The sequence below is a fragment of the Agrococcus jenensis genome (genome assembly GCF_003752465.1).
GTDB classification, from domain to species: domain Bacteria; phylum Actinomycetota; class Actinomycetes; order Actinomycetales; family Microbacteriaceae; genus Agrococcus; species Agrococcus jenensis.
The window spans coordinates 652511-672927 of record NZ_RKHJ01000001.1 but is presented as its reverse complement, the minus strand read 5'-3'; the positions used below and the strand labels follow the sequence as shown (position 1 = coordinate 672927).

At 73.8% G+C, this 20417-nt stretch carries 15 protein-coding genes; 9 read left to right on the top strand and 6 right to left on the bottom strand.

The window, feature by feature from the left end:
* The first annotated feature begins 169 nt into the window (after nucleotides 1–169).
* From EDD26_RS03260 to EDD26_RS03250, 3 genes are all read left to right on the top strand, one after another.
* Complete coding sequence (locus EDD26_RS03260; RefSeq protein WP_148058680.1) at nucleotides 170–2968, top strand: hypothetical protein; 2799 nt, start codon at nucleotides 170–172, stop codon at nucleotides 2966–2968.
* Nucleotides 2969–3024: 56 nt separating this feature from the next.
* On the top strand, nucleotides 3025–4422 hold the full coding sequence (locus tag EDD26_RS03255; RefSeq protein WP_123696390.1) for a SpaH/EbpB family LPXTG-anchored major pilin: 1398 nt from the start codon (nucleotides 3025–3027) through the stop codon (nucleotides 4420–4422).
* A gap of 70 nt (nucleotides 4423–4492) precedes the next feature.
* A complete protein-coding gene (locus EDD26_RS03250) occupies nucleotides 4493–5380 on the top strand; it encodes a class C sortase (RefSeq protein WP_123696389.1) in 888 nt (295 codons plus the stop codon).
* Nucleotides 5381–5432: 52 nt separating this feature from the next.
* On the opposite strand, the gene EDD26_RS03245 is transcribed toward EDD26_RS03250, so the two are convergent.
* The 3 genes from EDD26_RS03245 to EDD26_RS03235 all read right to left on the bottom strand — a co-directional run bounded on the left by EDD26_RS03245 (nucleotide 5433) and on the right by EDD26_RS03235 (nucleotide 11472).
* Nucleotides 5433–6230 (bottom strand): DNA-formamidopyrimidine glycosylase family protein, encoded by a 798-nt coding sequence (locus EDD26_RS03245; protein ID WP_123696388.1) that lies wholly within the window; start codon nucleotides 6228–6230, stop codon nucleotides 5433–5435.
* 88 nt (nucleotides 6231–6318) lie between these two features.
* Nucleotides 6319–10920: an ATP-dependent helicase gene (locus tag EDD26_RS03240; RefSeq protein ID WP_123696387.1), complete on the bottom strand. Its 4602-nt coding sequence runs from the start codon at nucleotides 10918–10920 to the stop codon at nucleotides 6319–6321.
* Between the two features lie 60 nt (nucleotides 10921–10980).
* Nucleotides 10981–11472, bottom strand: coding sequence for a hypothetical protein (locus EDD26_RS03235; RefSeq protein WP_148058678.1), 492 nt, complete (start codon nucleotides 11470–11472; stop codon nucleotides 10981–10983).
* Nucleotides 11473–11640: 168 nt separating this feature from the next.
* Between EDD26_RS03235 and EDD26_RS03230 the strand changes: the two genes are divergently transcribed.
* Genes EDD26_RS03230 through EDD26_RS03220 form a run of 3 tightly spaced genes read left to right on the top strand, consistent with a single transcriptional unit; the run spans nucleotide 11641 to nucleotide 14662 of the window.
* Nucleotides 11641–12651, top strand: coding sequence for an acyl-CoA/acyl-ACP dehydrogenase (locus tag EDD26_RS03230; protein WP_123696385.1), 1011 nt, complete (start codon nucleotides 11641–11643; stop codon nucleotides 12649–12651).
* Entirely contained in the window at nucleotides 12648–13949 is a 1302-nt protein-coding gene (locus EDD26_RS03225; RefSeq protein WP_170165516.1) for a PIG-L family deacetylase, read from the top strand. The genes EDD26_RS03230 and EDD26_RS03225 overlap by 4 nt, the downstream gene beginning before the upstream one ends.
* Nucleotides 13946–14662 carry a glycosyltransferase family 2 protein gene (locus EDD26_RS03220; protein ID WP_211333818.1) on the top strand — a complete coding sequence of 239 codons (717 nt, stop codon included), beginning with the start codon at nucleotides 13946–13948 and terminating at the stop codon, nucleotides 14660–14662. The genes EDD26_RS03225 and EDD26_RS03220 overlap by 4 nt, the downstream gene beginning before the upstream one ends.
* Before the next feature lie 95 nt (nucleotides 14663–14757).
* On the opposite strand, the gene argG is transcribed toward EDD26_RS03220, so the two are convergent.
* Nucleotides 14758–16179: an argininosuccinate synthase gene (gene argG / locus EDD26_RS03215; RefSeq protein WP_123696383.1), complete on the bottom strand. Its 1422-nt coding sequence runs from the start codon at nucleotides 16177–16179 to the stop codon at nucleotides 14758–14760.
* A gap of 141 nt (nucleotides 16180–16320) precedes the next feature.
* Here argG and EDD26_RS03210 point away from each other — a divergent pair, with 141 nt between their 5' ends.
* From EDD26_RS03210 to EDD26_RS03200, 3 genes are all read left to right on the top strand, one after another.
* Nucleotides 16321–16743 (top strand): SRPBCC family protein, encoded by a 423-nt coding sequence (locus EDD26_RS03210; RefSeq protein ID WP_170165515.1) that lies wholly within the window; start codon nucleotides 16321–16323, stop codon nucleotides 16741–16743.
* 40 nt (nucleotides 16744–16783) lie between these two features.
* Nucleotides 16784–17266 carry an SRPBCC family protein gene (locus EDD26_RS03205; protein ID WP_123696381.1) on the top strand — a complete coding sequence of 161 codons (483 nt, stop codon included), beginning with the start codon at nucleotides 16784–16786 and terminating at the stop codon, nucleotides 17264–17266.
* 63 nt (nucleotides 17267–17329) lie between these two features.
* On the top strand, nucleotides 17330–18658 hold the full coding sequence (locus tag EDD26_RS03200; protein ID WP_123696380.1) for a TIGR01777 family oxidoreductase: 1329 nt from the start codon (nucleotides 17330–17332) through the stop codon (nucleotides 18656–18658).
* A gap of 124 nt (nucleotides 18659–18782) precedes the next feature.
* Here EDD26_RS03200 and EDD26_RS03195 read toward each other — a convergent pair whose 3' ends face one another.
* Both EDD26_RS03195 and kduI read right to left on the bottom strand, forming a co-directional pair.
* Nucleotides 18783–19571 (bottom strand): IclR family transcriptional regulator, encoded by a 789-nt coding sequence (locus EDD26_RS03195; protein ID WP_211333817.1) that lies wholly within the window; start codon nucleotides 19569–19571, stop codon nucleotides 18783–18785.
* An 8-nt stretch (nucleotides 19572–19579) separates the two neighbouring features.
* Complete coding sequence (gene kduI, locus EDD26_RS03190) at nucleotides 19580–20413, bottom strand: 5-dehydro-4-deoxy-D-glucuronate isomerase (RefSeq protein ID WP_123696378.1); 834 nt, start codon at nucleotides 20411–20413, stop codon at nucleotides 19580–19582.
* Between the last annotated feature and the right edge of the window lie 4 nt (nucleotides 20414–20417).

The window sequence follows — 20417 nt, the reverse complement described above, 5'->3', positions numbered from 1 at the left end:
CGCATACAGCGCGCGTAGGACAAACATTCACCTTCATGCAAGGTTGCGTCTGACGCACGAAAATCCTTGCATCTTCTGCAATCTGCCCGTACCGTCGTGATCGTCACACGAGGTGAGCTCGACGCCGGAGTCCTCGACGCTCACCCACTCTCGACGAGGACGACGCCGCATGCCCTGGTCCATGTCACGCCGCGTGCGCGCACGCGCGGTGGCGACGGGCGTGGCGCTGGTGCTGGCGATCGGAGCGCTCGTGGGACCGGTCGTCCCGGCACCCTCGGCAGCCGCCGTCACCGGTCCCGAGCCGACCGTCGCCGCGCCGTACCTGCACTGGCGCGCGACCGACTCGGCGACGGGTGCGCTCGTCGGCGGCGCGACCTTCGAGCTGCAGGGACCGCGCTCGGCGACGGGCATGACGTGGAACACCGCCATCACGGTCGCAGACTGCTCTGCCGCGCCGTGCACGGGCGCGGATCTCGACCCCGACGCGGGCGAGCTGCAGGTCACGAACATCGGCAACCACCGCATCACGGCCGCCGACCGATACCGCCTGCGGCAGACCGCCTCGCCGTCGGGCTACGTCGCGCCCACGACCGCGGCGTCGACCTTCGTCGAGATGCCGGCCGGGGCGACGTGGACGGCGGGCGCCTACAGCTTCGGCACCTACGCGCTCACCGCCCGGGCAGCGCTCGCCTGCGCGACGGGCACGTTCTACTCCGTCAGCTCGGCCGGACTCGTCCGTCGCGTGAACAACGTCAGCGGCACGGGGACGATCACCGACTTCGGCACGTTCCCCGGCACCCTCGCCAACGTCAACGCGCTGGGCATCGGCTCCGGCGGCACGACGATGTACGCGGTCGAGCGATCGACCTCCGCGGCCGACGTGCTCTCGGTGCTGCGCTACACCGTGGCGAGCGGGTGGGAGACGGTCGCGGGTTCCGCGTACACGACCGGCAACTCCTCGTCGCTCGTCGCCGGCGCGGTGAGCCGCACCAACGGCCGCTACTACTTCGGTGGCCCGCACCAGGCGGCCGGCAGCTCGACCTTCAGCTTCCGCCTCCACCAGTTCGACCCCGCGACGGGTCAGCGGTCCCTCGTCGGGACGATCGCCACGAGCTCGACCGTCGCCGCCAACGGCGACATGCTGTTCGACTCGGCCGGCAACCTCATCCTCATCCTGAGCGGCACGAGCGGCGTCACCACGCACACCGTCGCGGCGGCGACCCTCGCCGCGGCCACCGGCGGTGCCCTCGCCGCGACCTCGACGACCGTCGCGAGCAGCGTCGGCGCCGACATCAACGGCTTCGCGTACGAGTCGGACGGCTCCGTCTACGCCGGCAACGGCACGACGGTGCGGCGCTACGACCCCACCACCTGGACGCAGATCGGGACGACGCCGGTCACGACCGCCCTGACGAGCAGCACCGACCTCGCGAGCTGCGCCGCGCCCGTCTCGATCACGGTCGTCAAGACCGTCACCGGTCGCGTCGCGGCCACCGATCAGTTCACGCTCGCGGTGCGCAACGCGTCCAGCACGGTGCTCGGCACCGCCACGACGACCGGCACGAGCCTCGGCCAGCAGGCCGCGCGCATCACCGGCGTGAACGTGCCCACCGGCGCCGCGCTGACGATCGCCGAGACCGCCGCATCCGGCAGCCTCACCAACTACCAGTCGACGTGGGCGTGCACGAGCAACGGCGCCGCCTACACCTCCGGCACCGGCGCCTCGATCGCCCTCACGACCCCTGCGGCGCCCGGCGCCAGCGTGGTCTGCACGTTCACGAACGCGCCACTCATCACGAGCGTCGTCGTGCGCAAGGTCGTGCAGGACTCCGCGGGCGCGAACCCGCAGCCCGGCGTCGGTTGGACGGTCCGCGCCGCCACCACCGCGCAGACCGGCACCGTCACCGCCGCACCGACCGCGAGCACGCAGCAGACGCTCGCCGACGGCGCGGCGCGCTGGAGCCTGCGCCACAGCGCCACCTCCGCGCTCGCGACGATCGCCGTCGGCGAGACGCAGCAGGCCGGATTCGACTTCGCGAGCGGGCAGTGCACCGTCACGACCGCGGCGGGCGCGGTCTCCACCGTCGCACTGCTGAGCGCGAGCGGCGCGAGCGTCACCGGCGTGCAGCCGGGCTCGAGCGTCGACTGCACGATCGTGAACCGGGTGCGCGCCACCACGCTCACGCTCGTCAAGGCCGTGTCGTTCGGTGACGCGGCGCCCGGCTCGTGGCCGCTCGCGGCGGTCGGCCCCAGCGGCTCGCTCGCCGGACCGTCCGGCACGTCCGGCGCCGCGTCGGCGAGCGGCCGCATCACGCCGGGCGTGGCGTACCGCCTGAGCGAATCGGGTGGGCCCGCGACCTACGTGCAGGTCGGCGGCTGGGCGTGCGTGAACCAGGCCGGCGCGGCGGTCACCGTCTCAGCGGCCGGCGAGGTCACCGCGACCCAGGGCGACGCAGTCACCTGCACGGTGACGAACGCGACGGCGCAGCTCGTGGTGCTCGAGCACATCGAGGGCACCGCGACCGTGCAGCCCTCCCAGTTCTCGCTCACCGCGACGCCCGCCGCCCGCCCCGGGCTGTCGGCCTCGACCGTGCCCGGCTCCGACGTGGTCGGGACCGCCGCGACCGTGCAGGTCCGCCCCGGCCACAGCTACGCGCTCGCCTCGACGTCGGAGGCGCCGCACCTGCAGCTGCGCTTCGAGCGCTACGTCGGCACCGTCGGCGAGGGCGGCGCGGTGGATCACGCGGACGCGAGCCTGTGGCGCGCCGCCGATCCGTCCACCGTCGCGGTCGCGGCGGGCCAGACCGCGATCTACCGCTTCGTCGCCGCCGAGCCGTTGGCGTTCGCGCTGCCGTACACCGGCGGCGTCGGCCTCGACCAGGTCCAGCTCCTCGGCGCCGGCGTCTCCGCCGTCGGCCTGCTCGCCGGACTCACCGCCCTGCTGCTGCGCAGGCGACGGACCCCCTGACCCCTTCCTCTCGACCACTCGACATCGACCGCCCGGTCGTCACCCAAGGAGAAACCATGCACACCACCACCCGTCCGAGGGGCGCACGCCTCGTCGCGGGCTTCGCGGCAGCGGCCGTCGGCGCCTTCGCGGCGATGGGCGTCATCGCCCCGGCGTCCGCCGCCCCCAACATCGACCCCGATCAGACGGGCTCGATCACCGTCCACATGTTCGAGCAGCCGGCCACCACCGGCACGCCGAGCGACGGGCGCCCGCTGCCCAGCACGAACGGCCTCACGCCGCTCGAGGGCGTCACCTTCAACGCGCAGCGCGTGACGTCGATCGACCTCTCCTCGAACACCGGCTGGACGACCGCGAGCGGGCTGACCGCGAGCGAGGTCATCGCTGACCCGATCGCCTACCCGCTCACCGTAGGCACGCCCGACACCACCGACAGCGCCGGCGTCGCGACGTTCACCGGCCTCGAGATCGGCGTGTACCTCGTGCAGCCGACGGCCGTCGGCGGCAACGAGGTCGCGCTGCCGACGCAGCCCTTCCTCGTCTCCGTCCCCACGCCCATCGAGGGCGACGAGTGGCTCTACGACGTGCATGTCTACCCCAAGGCCTCGCTGACCGACATCACCATGTCGCTCGACGACCAGGACGCGTACGAGCTCGGCGACGACATCACCTGGACGATCGACGTCCTCGTGCCGCGGCAGAGCGAGGGCGACACCATCTCGTCGTTCATCGTCACGGACCAGCTCGACGCGACCCGCCTCGACCTGCAGTCGACGACGGTCACGCTCGGCAGCACGACCCTCGTGCTCGGCGTGCACTACTCGCTCACCGAGGTCGACGGCCTCGTGACGATCACGTTCCTGCCCGACGGCCTCGCGCTGCTCAACGCGAGCGGCGGCCAGACGCTCGAGATCGCGCTCGTCACGACGGTCGTCGCGCTCGGCGACGGCACGATCGAGAACTCGGCGACGCTCTACGTGAACGACGCGGCCTTCGACGCGCCGTTCCCGTCCGACACCGAGATCAGCTACTGGGGTGCGGCCGTGATCGTGAAGCACGCGCTCGGCGATGAGGCGGCGCTGCTCGACGGCGCGGTCTTCGAGCTGCGCAACAGCGCGGGCACCGTCCTCGAGACGATCACCGTCGACGGCAGCTACACGATCCCGGGGCTCCGCACCACGCCCGCTCGCGAGGTCTACACCCTGACCGAGATCGAGGCGCCGACGGGCTACGTGCTCGACGCCACGCCGCGATCCTTCGCGGTCATCGCCGGCCCGCTCGCATCCGCGGTCGAGCTGCAGATCGCCAACGCGCAGGCTCCGGCCTTCGAGCTGCCCGTGACGGGTGGCGCCGGCCAGACCGCGTTCCTGATCGGTGGCGGCGCGCTGCTCGCGGTCGCGCTCGGCGCCCTGCTCGTGCAGGTCGGCCGACGCCGCACGGCGAAGCAGGACTGACCCGATGATGGGGGGCCGCGGCGACGCGGCCCCCATCTTCCATGGACGAAGGGACGAGCAGGTGCGGCGGATGCGACGGACTCGCAGCGCGACGCGCGGCGCGCTCGGCGTCGTCGCGCTGCTCGTCTCCGGCGCGTGCATCATGCTCTACCCGGCGACGGCCGCGTGGTTCGCCGAGCTGCGCCAGTCGCAGCTGCTCGGCGACTACGCGACCGTCGTCGAGCACACCGACGGCGCCGCGCAGCGCGATGCGCTCGCGTCGGCGCAGGCCTACAACGAGACGCTGACGGGCGGCGCGATCGTCGAGCCCGACCTGGAGCGCGCCTCCGACACCACCGGTGAGGCGGCGGCGGACTACCGTGCCCAGCTCGCCGGCGACGAGCACGACGTGATGGCCCGCGTGCGCGTGCCCGCGATCGGCGTCGACCTGCCGATCTACCACGGCACCTCCGAGGAGGTGCTGCGCCGGGGCGTCGGCCACCTGTTCGGCACCGCGCTGCCGGTGGGCGGTGCCGACACGCACGCGGTCATCACCGGCCACCGAGGGCTGCCCGAGTCGACGCTCTTCACGAACCTCGACCAGGTCGGCGTCGGCGACCTCGTGCAGATCGACGTCGCCGGCCAGCTGCTCACCTACCGGGTGTCGGCCACGCGGGTCGTCGAGCCGAGCGACACGCACTCGCTGTTCCCCGTGCCCGGGCAGGATCTGCTCACGCTCATCACGTGCACGCCGCTCGGCATCAACAGCCACCGCATCCTCGTGACGGCCGAGCGCATCCCCAACCCGTCGGCAGACGACCCGGCGCTCGAGATGCCGCCGATCCCGGGGCTCCCGTGGTGGAGCGTCGGCCTCGCGGCAGCGCTCGGCGCGGCGGCGGCGATCGTCACGACGTCGTCCCGGCCGCGCGACGAGGTCGCCCGCGAGCGCCGCCAGCCTGTGAACGCCGAACTTCCCTGAACAGCGGGTTCTCCCGCCCGAATCCCTGCGTTCAGGGAAGCTCGGCGCAGGATCAGACGGCGGCCGGCTCGGGCTGGCAGCGAGGGCACCACTGCACCTGGCGCAGCATGCCGTCCTCGAGGCCCAGCTGCGCATCGCGGATGCGCGTGCCGCAGCGCAGGCACGGCTGGCCGCCGCGGCCGTAGACCCACGTCCGCCTGCCGCGCCGCGCATCACCGGTGAACGTCCGCTCGGTGCGATCGCGGTTCGCGACCATCAGCCGCCGGGCGAGCGCGACGAGCGGCTCGACGTCGACCTGCGCGATCGGCGTCACCGGATGCACGCCCCGCAGGAAGCACAGCTCGCCGCGGAAGACGTTGCCGAGCCCGGCCACCGCGTGCTGGTCGAGCAGGGCGACGCCGACCGGCGCACCCGTCGCCCGCAGGCGTCGCGCCGCCTCGGCGGCCATCGCGTCGTCCCAGGCGGGATCCAGCAGGTCGGGGCCGAGGTAGGCGAGCGCCTCGAGGTCGCCCGCGCGCGGCAGCAGCTCGAGCACCGGCAGGCTCGACCCGACGATGTCGTGCTCGGCGGTCGACAGGACGACGCGGATGGTGTGGCTCGCGACCGGCGCGCGGCCGCCCGGCGCGAGCACGTGCCACAGACCGTCCATGCCGGCGTGCGAGTGGATCGTCCAGTGCTCGCCGCGCATGAGCAGGTGCTTGCCGACGCTGCGGACCTCCTCGATGCGCTCGCCCGAGAGGTCCGCCGTCGCGAGCGACGGCACCCGGAAGTCGCTGCGCTCGAGCGTCCGCCCCGCCATCGCGGCGCCGAGGTTGACCGCGGCGCGATAGATCGTGTCGCCCTCAGGCATCAGCCCGCCTCCTTCTCAACGTCGCCGGTGGTCGCGCGTCGGCCAGAGCGCCTCGTGCGACCACTGGCGACGTTGAGATCCTGGTCGGTCACGGGCCGATCCGGTAGCCGCGCGGGGTGCGGCGCAGGTTCGCGCGCTCGAGCATCGGCGCGAGGTCGGCGTCGAGCGACGAGCGGCCGTCGACCTGCTCGAGCACGCGGCGGCGGCCGCCGAGCCGCGCGACGGCGTCGGCGAGGCTCTCGAGCGCCCGCACGAGCACGTCCTCGTCGTCGACGAACGTGAGCAGCGACTTGCCGCCGCGCTCGAGGTGCAGCACCGGACGGCCGCCGACGATCGTCGTCAGCGCGCCGACGCGGCGGGTGGGCCGGTGGTCGCCGCGAGGCTCCGGCCAGGGGAGCGCGGCCCCGAAGGGGTTCGCCGGGTCGACGGCCGAGACCGTGGCGATCGCGTCGCCCGGGCCGCTGGACTGGCGGGCGCGGAGCGCGTCGACGACCGGCGCATCCGCGAACTGGGCGGCGCCGAGGCCGTCGACGAAGTAGCCGCGGCGGGTGTGGCCGGCCTCCTCGAACGCCTTCAGCACCTGGTAGACGCCGTGGAACCCGCCCGGCACGTCCTCGGCGACGACGCTGCCGCGCGTGACGACGCCGTAGCGCGCGAGCAGCGCGTCGGCGGTCTGCGCGGCGAGCTCGGTGGGCGCGCCGGCGGGGCTCGACGCGAGCAGCCAGCGGCCGGCGAGCAGCGGCATCGCGTCGCTCCTGGATGGGCGCGCGAGCCCGATGCGCCGACGGCTGGCAGGGGACGCGCGCCGGCTCGGGGCGGGCGCCGCGCGGGCGCGGGCGCCGAGCAGGTGGGCCCGCAGCGGCGCGATCGTGTCGTTCGTCACCCGGCCGGCCCAGACGAGCGGCCACAGCACCTCCGCCAGCCGAGTGGGGTCGAGCGCGACCATGTCGCCGAGCTGGCGGGCGAAGAGCGCGCCGCCCTCGGCGAGCGCGGCCAGGATCGCGGCGGCCTCCGGGTCGTCGTGGCTCACGTCGCGGCGCTGCGCCACCCCGTCCGCCGCGCGCAGCACGACGCGGCCGTCCTTGCCCGTCAGCGCGCCCGCGCCGGCCCAGGTGATGAGGCCGCTCGCGGTCAGCTCGTCGAGCATCGACGGCCGGTAGCCCTTCACGCGCGACGGCAGGATGAGCGTCTCGAGCGCGCTGAGCGGCAAGGGCAGGCCGTCGAGGCCGTCGAGCGCCTCGAGCAGCCCGTCGCTGCCGGTGAGCGGGCGCGTCACGTGCTGGTGGGCGAGCAGGTGGTCGGCGAAGACGGCGTGGTCGACGGGCTCGACGTCGCTGCGCAGCGCCTGCAGGCTGCGGCGCTTGAGCTTCGACAGCACCTGCGCGTCGATCCACTCCTCGCCGCTGCCGCCCGGTCGGTAGGCGCCGGGCAGCACGCGACCCTGCGCCTCGAGCGCGCGCAGCGCCGAGCGCGCGACGGCTGGTGCGAGCCCGAGCCGGGTGCCGACATCCTCGACCGTGAACGGCCCGTGCGTGCGTGCGTGGCGGGCGACGACGTCGCTGATCGGGTCGAGCACCGTCTCGAGCAGCGCCGACGGCACGCCCGGCGGCGGCGGCACGCCGAGCGCATCGCGCAGGCGCGCGACGTCCTCGATCGCCGCGACCCGCTCCTCGTCCCCGATCCGCACGCGCACCGCGCGGCGCGCGTCCACGAGCTCGGCGGCGAGGGCAGCGGCGCCGGCCTCGTCGAGCGCCGCGTCTCCGGCTCCCTCGAGGCGCGCCGCGAGCTCGCCGACCGTGAGCGGTCCGAGCAGCCGCAGCAGGTCGGCCGCGCCCTCGACGCCGCGCGCCCGGCGATCGGGCGCGAGCCGCTGCAGCTCGAGCTCGATGCGCTCCACGACCGCGGGGTCGAGCAGCTCGCGCAGCGCCGTCGTGCCGAGCACCTCGGCGAGCAGCGTCGGGTCGAGGGTCAGCGCCGCAGCGCGGCGCTCGGCGAGCGGGGCGTCGCCCTCGTAGAGGAACGCGCCGACGTAGCCGAAGAGCAGGTGGTGCGCGAACGGCGACGGGCTCGGCGTCTCGACCTCGACGACGCGGATGTCGCCGTGCTGCAGCCGCTCGGCGATCGACCGCAGCGCCGGCAGGTCGTACGCGTCCTGCAGCACCTCGCGCAGCGCCTCGAGCACGATCGGGAAGTCCGGGTAGCGCTTGGCGACGTCGAGCAGCTGCGCGGCGCGCTGCCGCTGCTGCCAGAGCGGCGCGCGGCGCGCGGGGTCGCGCTTCGGCAGCAGCAGCGCACGGGCCGCGCACTCGCGGAACCGGCTCGCGAACAGCGCGGTGCCGCCGGCCTCCGTCTCGACGATGCGCTCGAGCTCGTCCGGCTCGAAGCGCAGCAGGTCGAAGCCCGGCGGCTCGGCGTCGGAGTCGGGGATGCGGATGACGATGCCGTCGTCGGACGCCATCGCCGCTGCCCCCAGGTCGCGGTCCTCGCGCAGCCGCCGGTCGATCGCGAGCGCCCAGGGCGCGTGCACGCGCCGCCCGTAGGGGGAGTGGACGATGAGCCGCCAGTCGCCGAGCTCGTCGCGCGAGCGCTCGACCACGATCTGCCGATCGGTCGGCACGGCACCGGTCGCGGCCAGCTGGTCGCGCACGTACGCCTCGAGGTTGCGGCGCGCGCGCTCGTCGGAGTGCGTCAGCTCGAAGCCCGTGCCGGCCGCGAGTGCGGCGGTCGCGCGGCCGATCGAGGCGCCGAGGTCGGCGGGCCTGCCCTCGTTGTCGCCGTGCCAGAAGGGCAGCTTGCCGACCTCGCCGAAGGCCGGCACGACCAGCACGCGGTCGTGCGTGATGTCGACCACGCGCCAGCTCGTCGCGCCGAGCGCGAAGACGTCGCCGGTGCGCGTCTCGTAGACCATCTCCTCGTCGAGCTCGCCGACGCGCGCGCCCGGCTTGCCCTCCTGGCCCGAGAGGAACACGCCGAACAGGCCGCGGTCGGGGATCGTGCCGCCGCTCGAGACGGCGATGCGCTGCGCGCTGGGGCGGCCGGTGATCGTGCCGGCCTCGCGATCCCACACGACGCGCGGCCGCAGCTCGGCGAACTCGTCGCTCGGGTAGACGCCCGCGACGAGGTCGAGGGTCGCGTCGAACGCGCCGCGGGACAGCTGCGCGAAGGGCGCCGCCCGCCGCACGGTCTGGAACCAGTCGTCGACCACGAGCTCGTCCATCGCCGCGGCCGCCACGGTCTGCTGCGCGAGCACGTCGAGCGGATGCCGCGGCATCCGGATCGGCTCGAGCTCGCCGCGCGCCATCCGGTCGGCGACGACGGTCGCGTGCAGCAGGTCGGCGCGGTGCTTGGGGATGATCACGCCGCGCGAGGCGTCGCCGACGTTGTGCCCGGCGCGGCCGACGCGCTGCAGGCCGCTCGCGGTGCTCGGCGGGGCCTCGACCTGCACGACGAGGTCGACCTCGCCCATGTCGATGCCGAGCTCGAGGCTCGAGGTCGCGACCACGCAGCGGAGCCGGCCGGACTTCAGCTGGTCCTCGATCTCGCTGCGCTGCTCCTTCGACACCGAGCCGTGGTGGGCGCGCGCGAGCGGCGGCGCCTCGGCGTCGGGACCGGCCGCGTCGCGCGCTGCGGCGCGCTCGGCGAGGCGCAGCCGGATGTGCTCGCTCACGTCGCGCAGGATGACGCCGCTGCCCGCACGGCCGGCCGCCGCATCCGCCGCCGGCGCAGCCTCGGCCTCGTCGAGCCGCTCGGCGTCGAGCTCGTTGAGCCGCGCGGTGAGCCGCTCGGCCGCGCGCCGGGCGTTGACGAAGACGATCGTGGAGCGGTGCCGGTCGACGAGCTCGAGCACCTCGCGCTCGATGTGCGGCCAGATCGACGGCTGGTCGGGCTTCGTCGCGCCGAACGCGCTGCCCGTCGGCGCCGCCTCCTCGCGCTGCGGGCCGCGCAGGTCGGTCATGTCGTCGACCGGGACGGTGATGGTCAGCTCGATGCGCTTCTCGCTCGGCGGCGCCACGACCGTGACGGGCGCGGGGCCGCCGAGGAACGCGGCGACCTCCTCCGCCGGCTTCACGGTGGCGGAGAGGCCGATGCGCTGCGCGGGTCGCTGCAGCTGCGCGTCGAGCCGCTCGAGGCTCAGCGCCAGGTGCGAGCCGCGCTTCGTCGGCACGACGGCGTGCACCTCGTCGACGATGACGGTCTCGACGGTGCGGAGCGTCTCGCGCGCGCGGCTCGTGAGCAGCAGGAAGAGCGACTCGGGCGTCGTGATGAGGATGTCGGGCGGATGCTTCGCCTGCGCCCTGCGCTCCTCCTGGGGCGTGTCGCCAGTGCGGAGGCTGATGCGGATCTGCGGCGGCTCGGCGCCGTCCGCGCGGCCGCGCGCGGCGATGCCGGCGAGCGGTGCGCGCAGGTTGCGGTCGACGTCGACGGCGAGCGCCTTGAGCGGCGACACGTAGAGCACCCGCACGCCCGGCTCACGCTCCTCGTGGGGCGTCGCATCCTCGCGCTGCAGCCGGTCGAGCGCCCAGAGGAACGCCGCGAGGGTCTTGCCCGACCCGGTCGGGGCGACGACGAGGGTGTGCTCGCCGCGAGCGATCGCCGCCCACGCCTGCGACTGCGCGGCCGTCGGGGCGGAGAACGCGCCCGAGAACCACGCGCGGGTCGCGGGGGAGAACTGCTCGAGCGCATCGCTCACCCGCTCAGTACAGCACAGCGGCCTTGGGGGACGGCCTGAGGACGTCGCTCGCCCGGCCGCTCACTCGCAGCTGGTGAACGACCGCTCGACGACCATGCGCGGCTCCACGTCGAGCCCCTCGACCCGTCGGAGGTGGAAGTCGTCGCGGATCACGAGCTCGGGCGCGTCGGTGCCTGGAGATGCCAGCCGGATGCGGGCCGTGATGTTCACCCCGTGGGACCCGTCGGCGTACTGGGTCTCGAAGAACGTCCCGTTGCCGTGCACGCCCTGATGGATGATCGTCCGGTCGACGTACTCGACGCCCGTCTCGAGCCCCACGGCGGTGGCGTGCACGGTGCGGATGTGGAGCTGCGTGACGACACCGCCCGAGGCGCTCGTCACCTCCTGCTCGGTGAAGCGCACCTCGCCGCCGGTGTACATGAGCGGCTCTGTGCAGCCCTCGTCGATGATGCCGCCCGCGAGCGGGATCACGATGGTGCTCCGCGCGACGGCGGCGGAGGCCGGTGCCGCCGTGCCGAGGACCGCGCAACCGGCGACCGCGACGACTGCCAAGGATCGGAACCTGCTCACGGTGATCATCTCCTTCGATGTGCGCTCACCGCGCTGCCTCATCACGTGCGTCCACCGTGGCACTGCCGAGCAAGCGGGTCAACGGCCGTCCTCGCCCGGCGCCTTCGGTCAGCACAGGCCGCGTGGGGGACGAGCATGAACAATGGAGCGGTGCCCGCTGCCCCCTCGCTCGACGTCGACATCGACCGCGGTGAGGGTGCCCGAGCGCTCCTTCGCAGCATCGGTGCGCTGCCCGCCACTGTCGCCGATGCGCTCACGATGGCGCCGGCGATCGCCGCCGCGGTGCCGCTGCCCGCGAGCGGCCGGACCGCGGAGCGGCTGGAGGCGCTCGCCACGCTCGGCGCCCATGACCTCGAGGTCGCGCGCGCGATCGAGCCGCATCTCGACGCGGTTGCGATCCTGTCCGAGGCCGGTATCGCCCCTCGGCCCGGCGCGTACGGTGTCTTCGCGGCGGAAGGCCCCGGCAGTCGGCTCGAGCTGCGCGAGGGGCGGCTTGCGGGCGAGAAGCCGTGGTGCTCGCTCGCCGACCGCCTCGATCGCGCGCTCGTCTCGGCGTGGCAGGGCGAGGAGCGCGTGCTCGTCGACGTCGACCTGCGGCAGGACGGCGTCCGGGTCGTGCCGGGGGCGTGGCACGCGCGAGGACTGGTCGGCATCCCGTCCGGTCCGGTCCGCTTCGACGGCGCCGCGGCGGAGCCCGTCGGGGAGTCCGGCTGGTACCTGCGGCGGCCCGGCTTCGCCTGGGGCGGCATCGGCGTCGCGGCCTGCTGGCACGGCGGCGCGGTCGCGGTCGCTCGGCGCCTCGTCGGCGCGACGGCGGATGCACCCTTGCGGCTCGCGCACCTGGGTGCGGTCGACGAAGCGCTCACGGCGTCGCGGCTCGCGCTCGCCGACGCCGCACGGCGCATCGACGCCGGTGACGCGTCGGTCGACCCCGGAACGCTCGCGCTGCGCACGCGCGGGATCGTCGCCCGCGCGGTGGACGAGGTGCTCGCGCGCGTCGGCCGGGCACTCGGACCCGCCCCGCTCGCGCTGGAGGCGGAGCACGCCCGCCGCGTCGCCGACCTGCAGCTGTACGTGCGGCAGCACCACGCGGAGCGTGATCAGGCCTCGCTCGGCGAGGCGGTCGCTGCGATGGCCGCCGGAGGACGGAGCGCGTGGTGACGAGCGGTCCTCCGCGCTTCGAGGGCGACGATGCCGGCACGCCGCACGACGCGTGGCTGCGCAGCGCCGCGCTGCGCGATGCGCCCACGCTCGAGCGGTCGCCGAGCGCGCTGCTCGTCGTGGCCGCGCATCCCGACGACGAGGTGCTCGGCGCCTTCGGCTCGATGCACGCTGCCGCTCGCCGAGGCCTTCCCGTCACGGTGGTCGTCGCGACCGACGGCGAGGGCTCGCACCCCGGCTCTCCGACGCTCGAGCCGGCGGCGCTCGCCGAGCGTCGCCGGGCCGAGCAGGAGGAGGCGCTCGCCGGCGTGGGGGCGCGGCTGATCCGGCTGGGGCTCCCCGACGGAGCCGTGCACGCCCACCGACGCGAGCTCGTGGCCGCGGTCGCGTCGATCGTCGCGGCGCTGCCGGACGACGCGCTCGTGCTCGCGCCCTGGTCGCGCGACGGTCACCCCGATCACGAGGCGGTGGGCGACGCCGTCGCTGCCGTCGCTCGCGAGGCGGGGCGCGCGTGCGCGTGGTCGCCGATCTGGGCTTGGCTCTGGGGCGAGCCGGAGCTGTTCGACGGGATGCCGGTGCGCCGCGTGCCGCTGGATGTCGACGCTCGCGACGCGAAGGTGCGCGCGATCGCCGCGCATCGATCGCAGGTGGCGCCGCTCTCGTCGCACCCGGCCGACCGCGTCGTGCTCACCTCGGCGATGCTCGAGCGCTTCGCGGGCGACGAGTGGCTGGTGCTCGCTCCGGCCGCCGAGCGCACCGCATTCGACGAGCGCTACGCGTCGGAGGGCGACCCGTGGTCGACGCGCTCGTCCTGGTACGAGCGGCGCAAGCGCAGCCTCGTGCTCGCGTCGCTGCCCGACGAGCGCTACCGGCTCGCCGTCGAGGTCGGCTGCGGCACGGCGACGCTCACGGCCGAGCTCGCCGCCCGCTGCGACGGGGCGCTCGGCGTCGACGCGTCGGTGCCGGCGCTCGCCGAGGCGCGCCGCACGCTCGCGGATGCGCCGAACGCGTGGGTCGAGCACCGCACCGCTGCCGACGGCCTGCCCGCCGCCGACGTCGACCTCGTCGTGCTGAGCGAGCTCGGCTCGTACATCGCCGACGCCGACCTGCTGCACGTCGTCGAGCAGGCCCGCGACCGTGGCGCGCACCTCGTGCTGTGCCACTGGCGAGGCGAGAGCGACGACATGCGCCGCTCCGCCGAGGAGGTGCACGCGCTCGCCGCGGGCATCCGCGGCCTGCGGCGAGTGGTCGAGCACCGCGACGACGCATTCCTGCTCGACGTGCTGGTGCCGGAGTGACGCCGATCGCTCGCGTGCTGGTCATCGTGCCGGCGCGGGACGAGGCGTCGACGGTGGGAGCGTGCATCGCGAGCATCGACGTCGCTCGCGCGGCGCTCGCGGCACGCCAGCCGGGCATCGAGACGGCGGTCGTCGTCGTCGCCGACGCGTGCGTCGACGGGACCGCAGTGACCGCCCGCGCGGTGGGCGCCGAGGTGGTCGAGATCGAGGCGGCCGCCGTGGGTGAGGCGCGGCGCGCCGGGATCCAGCACGGGCTCGCCCGCTGGCCCGACGCCGAACCTGCGGCGACGTGGATCGCCATGACCGACGCGGACAGCACCGTGCCGGCACGCTGGCTGCTCGACCACGTCGCGGCCGCGCACGACGGTGCGGACGTGCACATCGGACGCGTCGTGCCCGACGGCTCGCACCTGCCGCAGCGCGTGCTCGAGGCGTGGCACGCGGCGCATGACGCCCTGCCGGCCGGAGCGGCGGTGCACGGCGCGAACCTCGGCGTGCGGGCCGACGCGCTCGCTCGCGTGGGCGGCGTCGCGCCGATGCGGCTGCACGAGGACGTGGACCTCGTCGCCCGGCTTCGTGCGCACGGCGCGGTGCTCGACCTTCGCCGACGTGCTCCGGTGCGCACGTCGGATCGCACCCGCAGCCGCGTCGACGGCGGCTTCGCCACCTACTTGGCGGTGCTCGAGGGGTGCGGACAGCCGCTCATCGACTAGCCCTGCGCGGCGCACTCGATCGGGCAGAGCGAAGGGCCGGCCGCGCATGCGCGGCCGGCCCCGACTGCGCCCGATCGATCGGACGCGTCAGTCGATCAGTCCGTGCCCAGATCCATCGCCGCGCGGTCGTTCCACTGCTCGAGCGCCTCGGGGTCGTCGGTGGGCGACGCGACGATCTCGTCGGCGCGGCCCGCCTCGAGGGCACCGAGCAGCGCCTTCGTCTCGCCCTCGATGAGGCCGGCGGCGGCGTACGCCTCGAGCCGCGAGCGCGAGTCGGCGATGTCGAGGTTGCGCATCGTCAGCTGGCCGATGCGGTCCTCCGGACCGAACGCTGCGTCGCCGACGCGCTCCATCGACAGCTTGTCGGGGTGGTACGAGAACCCCTCGCCGCGGGTGTCGACGATCGTGTAGTCCTCGCCGCGGCGCAGCCGCAGCACGACCTCGCCGGTGACCGACGAGCCCACCCAGCGCTGGATCGACTCGCGCAGCATGAGCGACTGCGGGTCGAGCCACCGGCCCTCGTACATGAGGCGGCCGAGGCGGCGACCCTGCTCGTGGTAGGTCGCGACCGTATCCTCGTTGTGGATCGCGTTCATGAGCCGCTCGTAGGCGATGTGCAGCAGCGCCATCCCCGGCGCCTCGTAGATGCCGCGGCTCTTCGCCTCGATGATGCGGTTCTCGATCTGGTCGCTCATGCCGAGGCCGTGACGACCGCCGATCGCGTTCGCCTCCATGACGAGCGCGACGGCATCCGGGAACTCAGTGCCGTTGATGGCGACCGGCCGTCCGGCCTCGAAGCGGATCGCGACGTCCTCGGTCGGGATCGACACCGACTCGTCCCAGAACTTCACGCCCATGATGGGCTGCACGATCTCCATCGACTCGTTCAGGTGCTCGAGCGTCTTCGCCTCGTGCGTCGCGCCCCAGATGTTCGCGTCGGTCGAGTAGGCCTTCTCGGTGGCGTCGCGGTAGGGGTAGCCGTGCTCGACGAGCCACTCCGACATCTCCTTGCGGCCGCCCAGCTCGGTGACGAACCGCTGGTCGAGCCACGGCTTGTAGATGCGCAGCGCGGGGTTGGCCATCAGGCCGTAGCGGTAGAACCGCTCGATGTCGTTGCCCTTGTAGGTCGATCCGTCGCCCCAGATCTCGACGCCGTCCTCCTTCATTGCGCGCACGAGCAGCATGCCGGTCACGGCACGGCCGAGCGGCGTCGTGTTGAAGTAGGTGCGGCCGCCGGAGCGAATGTGGAACGCGCCCGTCGCCAGAGCCACCAGGCCCTCCTCCACGAGCGACGCCTTCGCGTCGACGAGGCGGGCGGCCTCCGCGCCGTACTCGTTCGCGCGTCCGGGCACGGCGTCGATGTCGGGCTCGTCGTACTGCCCGATGTCGGCGGTGTACGTGAAGGGCACGGCACCGTTGTGCCGCATCCACGCGACGGCGCACGACGTGTCGAGGCCTCCGGAGAAGGCGATGCCGACGCGCTCGCCGACGGGGAGGGAGGAGAGGACCTTGGACATGGCCTCAATCCTACGGTCGGGGCCGGTTGCTGTGCGCCGCCTGAGAACGCCCCCGATCGGCTTGTTGCGCGCCGCGCACCGTGGGACCATCGGCTCTGGGGTACAACGCGGTGCCCCAGGACGATGAGGTCGGAGGCGAAGATGCAGATCGATGAGTCGTTCGAGGTGGCAGCGCCCCGCGAGGACGTCTTCCGCGTGCTGACGACGTTCGAGCTGTTCCCCGAGTTCATGACCGGCGTGGAGTCGGTGTTCGCCGAGACGCGGGAGCGATTGCGCTGGCGCGTCTCGATCGCCGGCGTGCCCGAGACCTTCTACGCCGTGATCACGGAGCTCGTGCCCGACGAGCGCATCGCGTGGACGAGCGTCGACGCGACCACGATGGCGTGGTCGGTGCAGCTCGCCGAGCTCGACCCTGAGACGACGTGCGTGACGGTGCACGTCAAGTGGTCGCCGCCCGGTCACGAGACCGCAGCCGATGTGCCGGAGCTGGATGAACTGAGCGTCCGCTGTGACTTCCACCGATTCCGGATGCTCGCCCAGGGTCTTCACGCCGCCGCCGCGTAGCATCGCGAATCCGTACGACGACAGCAAGAGGAGCATCGCAATGCCGCAGGTCACCGACAGCATCGACGTCAAGGCCCCCATCAGCGCCGTCTACGCGCTGTGGACGAGGTTCGAGGAGTTCCCCCGCTTCATGGGCGGCGTGGAGTCCATCACCCAGCTCACCGACGCGAAGCTGCACTGGGTCGTCTCGATCGCCGGCGTGGAGCGCGAGTTCGACGCCGAGATCACCGAGCAGCACCAGGACGAGCGCGTCGCCTGGCGCAGCACCGACGGCGAGACCCACGCGGGTGTCGTCACCTTCCACCGCATCTCCGACGACGAGACGCGCGTGAACGTGCAGATCGACTGGAAGCCGCAGGGCATCGTCGAGGCCGCAGGCGCGCTGCTGCAGGTAGACGACGTGCAGATCGGCAAGGACCTCAAGCGGTTCAAGGAGATCGCCGAGGAGGCGCCCGCGCAGCTCGCGGCCGAGTCCGGCTGGGAGGGCGACATCGACCGCGCGCCCGACAGCACCGGTCACTAAGCACCGCCACCCGTACGCCCCGCTCCTGTGCTCCGGCACAGGAGCGGGGCGTACGTTCGCGTCATGGGCATCCAGCACTGGAGCACGATCGACGCCTCGCCCGACGAGGTCTTCGCCTGGCACGAGCGGCCGGGGGCGCTGCAGCGGCTGATGCCGCCGTGGATGCCGGGATCGGTGCGCCGCGAGGCGACCTCGCTCGAGGATGGCCGCGCCGAGCTCGCGCTGCCCGGCGGGCAGGTGTGGGTCGCGCAGCACGACCCGGCCGGCTTCGAGCCCGGCCGCGCGTTCGTCGACGAGCGGGTGCCCGGCCTCTCCTCCGCCGCCCTCGGCCCGCTCCGCTGGCGGCACGAGCACCGGCTCGAGCCGCAGGGCGGTGCGACCGTCATGCGCGATCGCGTTGACACGCAGGTGGGATCGCGGCTGCTGCGGCCCATGTTCGTCTACCGCCACCGGCAGCTCGCCGACGATCTGGCGCGACACCACGAGCTCGCCGCTGCCCCCATGACGATCGCGATGACGGGCGCCTCCGGCCTCATCGGCACGGCGCTCGCCGCCTTCCTCACGACCGGGGGCCACGAGGTCGTGCGGCTGGTGCGGCACGAGCCGGCGCCGGGCGAGCGCCGCTGGGATCCGGATGCGCCGGCAGCCGACCTGCTCGACGGCGTCGATGCGGTCGTCCACCTCGCGGGCGCCTCCATCTTCGGCCGCTTCGGCGACGAGCACCGCGAGCGGATCCGCGACAGCCGGATCGGGCCGACCCGCCGCCTGGCTGAGCTCGCGGTGGCGAGCGGCGTGCGCGCGTTCATCAGCGCATCCGCCATCGGCATCTACGGCGACGACCGCGGCGACGAGGTGCTCAGCGAGGCGAGCGATCCGGGCGACGGCTTCCTCGCCGATGTCACGGTCGACTGGGAAGCCGACACGGCGGCGGCCTCCGAGGGCGGCGTGCGCACGGCGCTCATCCGCACGGGTCTCGTCCAGACGCCCCGCGGCGGCGTGCTCCAGGTGCTGCGCCCGCTCTACGCGGCAGGCCTCGGCGGGCCGCTCGCGGGCGGCCGCCACTGGCAGTCGTGGGTCGACCTCGACGACCTCGTCGACATCTACGCCCGCGCCCTCGTCGACGAGCGGATGTCCGGCGCGATCAACGCCGTCGCGCCCGAGCCGGTGCGGCAGCGCGACTACGCCGCGACGCTCGCGGCGGTGCTGCACCGGCCGGCGCTGCTGCCGACGCCCGCGCTCGGACCGCGCGTGCTGCTCGGCGAGCAGGGCATGCGCGAGCTCGCGCTCGCGAACCAGCGCGTCGTGCCGTCCCGGCTGGCCGAGCTCGGCCACCGCTTCCGCCGCCCTACCCTCGAGGACGCGCTCCGCCACCAGCTCGGCCGCTTCGCCTAGCCGCAGCGCCGCCGCCCGAAGCGCACCGCAGGGTGGTCACGACACGCCGCGCCGAAGCGTCGGCGACGGCGCGTCGTGACCACCCGCGCGGCGCGTCGCGACCACCCGGGTGCGGGCGGGCGCGTCAGCGCGCGGCGGGGGAGCCGAGCGCGCGCGAGATCGCCTCGGCAGCGGCGATCGCCTGCGGTGCGAACTGCTCGATGCTCGAGCCCGGGTGCTCGAGCGCGATCGACGAGATCGACAGCCCGTAGGTGACGCGGCCCAGGTGGTCGCGGATGGGCGCCGAGACGCAGACCGTGCCTCGCTCGTTCTCGCCGAGATCCATCGCGTACCCACGGGCGCGCACGCGGGCGAGCTCCTCGTGGAGCGCGGCCGGATCGGTGATCGTGTCATCGGTGCGCGCCGGCAGGCCGACGTCGGCGATGAGCCGGTCGACCTGCTCGGGCGTCCACGACGAGAGCACGGCCTTGCCCATCCCGGAGCAGTGCATCGGCAGCGAGAGGCCGACGCGCGAGCCCATCCGGTAGGGCTTCGAGGAGTCGCGCCGGAGCGCGTAGACCATCTCGAAGCCGTTGAGCACGCCGACGTGGATCGTGCAGTCGACCTCGCGCACGAGCTCGTCGACGATCGGCTCGGCGATCGCCGAGATGTCGAGCCGCGAGATCGCGCTGCCAGCGATGCCCAGGAAGCGGGCGCCGGGCTGGTAGCCGCGGTCGCTGTCGCCCGAGATGAACTCCTGCTCGACGAGCGTCGCGAGGATGCGGTGCACCGTCGCCTTCGCGAGCCCCGTCTCCTCGACGATGTCGGTGAAGCGGTCGTGCAGGATCGCGGCCTCGAGCACGCGGAGCGTCTTCTCGCTCGCCCCCACCGACGGCGCGGGGCTCGCGTCGAGCGTCCTGTGCTCCAGGGTCATGGTCCGCCTCATCTCATGTCGACGATCGCGACGCCGTCCATGTCGTCGAACGACTGGTTCTCACCGGCCATGGCCCACACGAACGAGTAGTTGGATGTTCCCACACCCGAGTGGATCGACCAGGAGGGCGAGAGCACGAGTCCGCCGTCGGCCACGAGCAGGTGCCGCGTCTCCTGCGGCTGGCCCATGAGGTGCACGACCCGGGCGTCCGCGTCGACGTCGAAGTAGACGTAGAACTCGGTGCGGCGGTCGTGCGTGTGCGAGGGCATCGTGTTCCACATGCTGCCCGGATGGAGCTGCGTCACGCCCATGACGACCTGGCAGCTGCGCACGCCGTTCTCGTGGATGTACTGGTTGAGCGTGCGGCGGTTCGAGGTGAGCGGGTCGCCGAGCTCGCGCACCGTGCCGTGACCCGGCTCGACGAGCGCGGTCGGGTAGGTGGTGTGCGCGGGCGCCGAGAAGCCGTAGAAGCGCGCCGGCGTCGCCGCGTCGTCGCTCTGGAACGAGACGTCGCGCACGCCGCGGCCGAGGTAGAGGCACGCGCCGTTCGCCATCGCGTGCCGCTCGCCGTCGGCGACGACGGTGCCGGCGGCGCCGATGTTGACGATGCCGATCTCGCGGTGGTCGAGGAACTGCTCGCTGCGGATCTCCGGCACCGCCTCGAGCGCGAGCGGCGCATCCGTCGGCACCGCGCCGACCGCGACGACGCGGTCGTAGTGCGTCACGACCGTGCGCACGGCGCCGGGCACGAAGAGGTCCTCGACGAGGTAGCGGTCGCGCAGCTGCTGCTGGGTGGATGCAGGGATCTGGTCGGGCGACGTGGGGCCGTAGACGGCGTTCATGGTG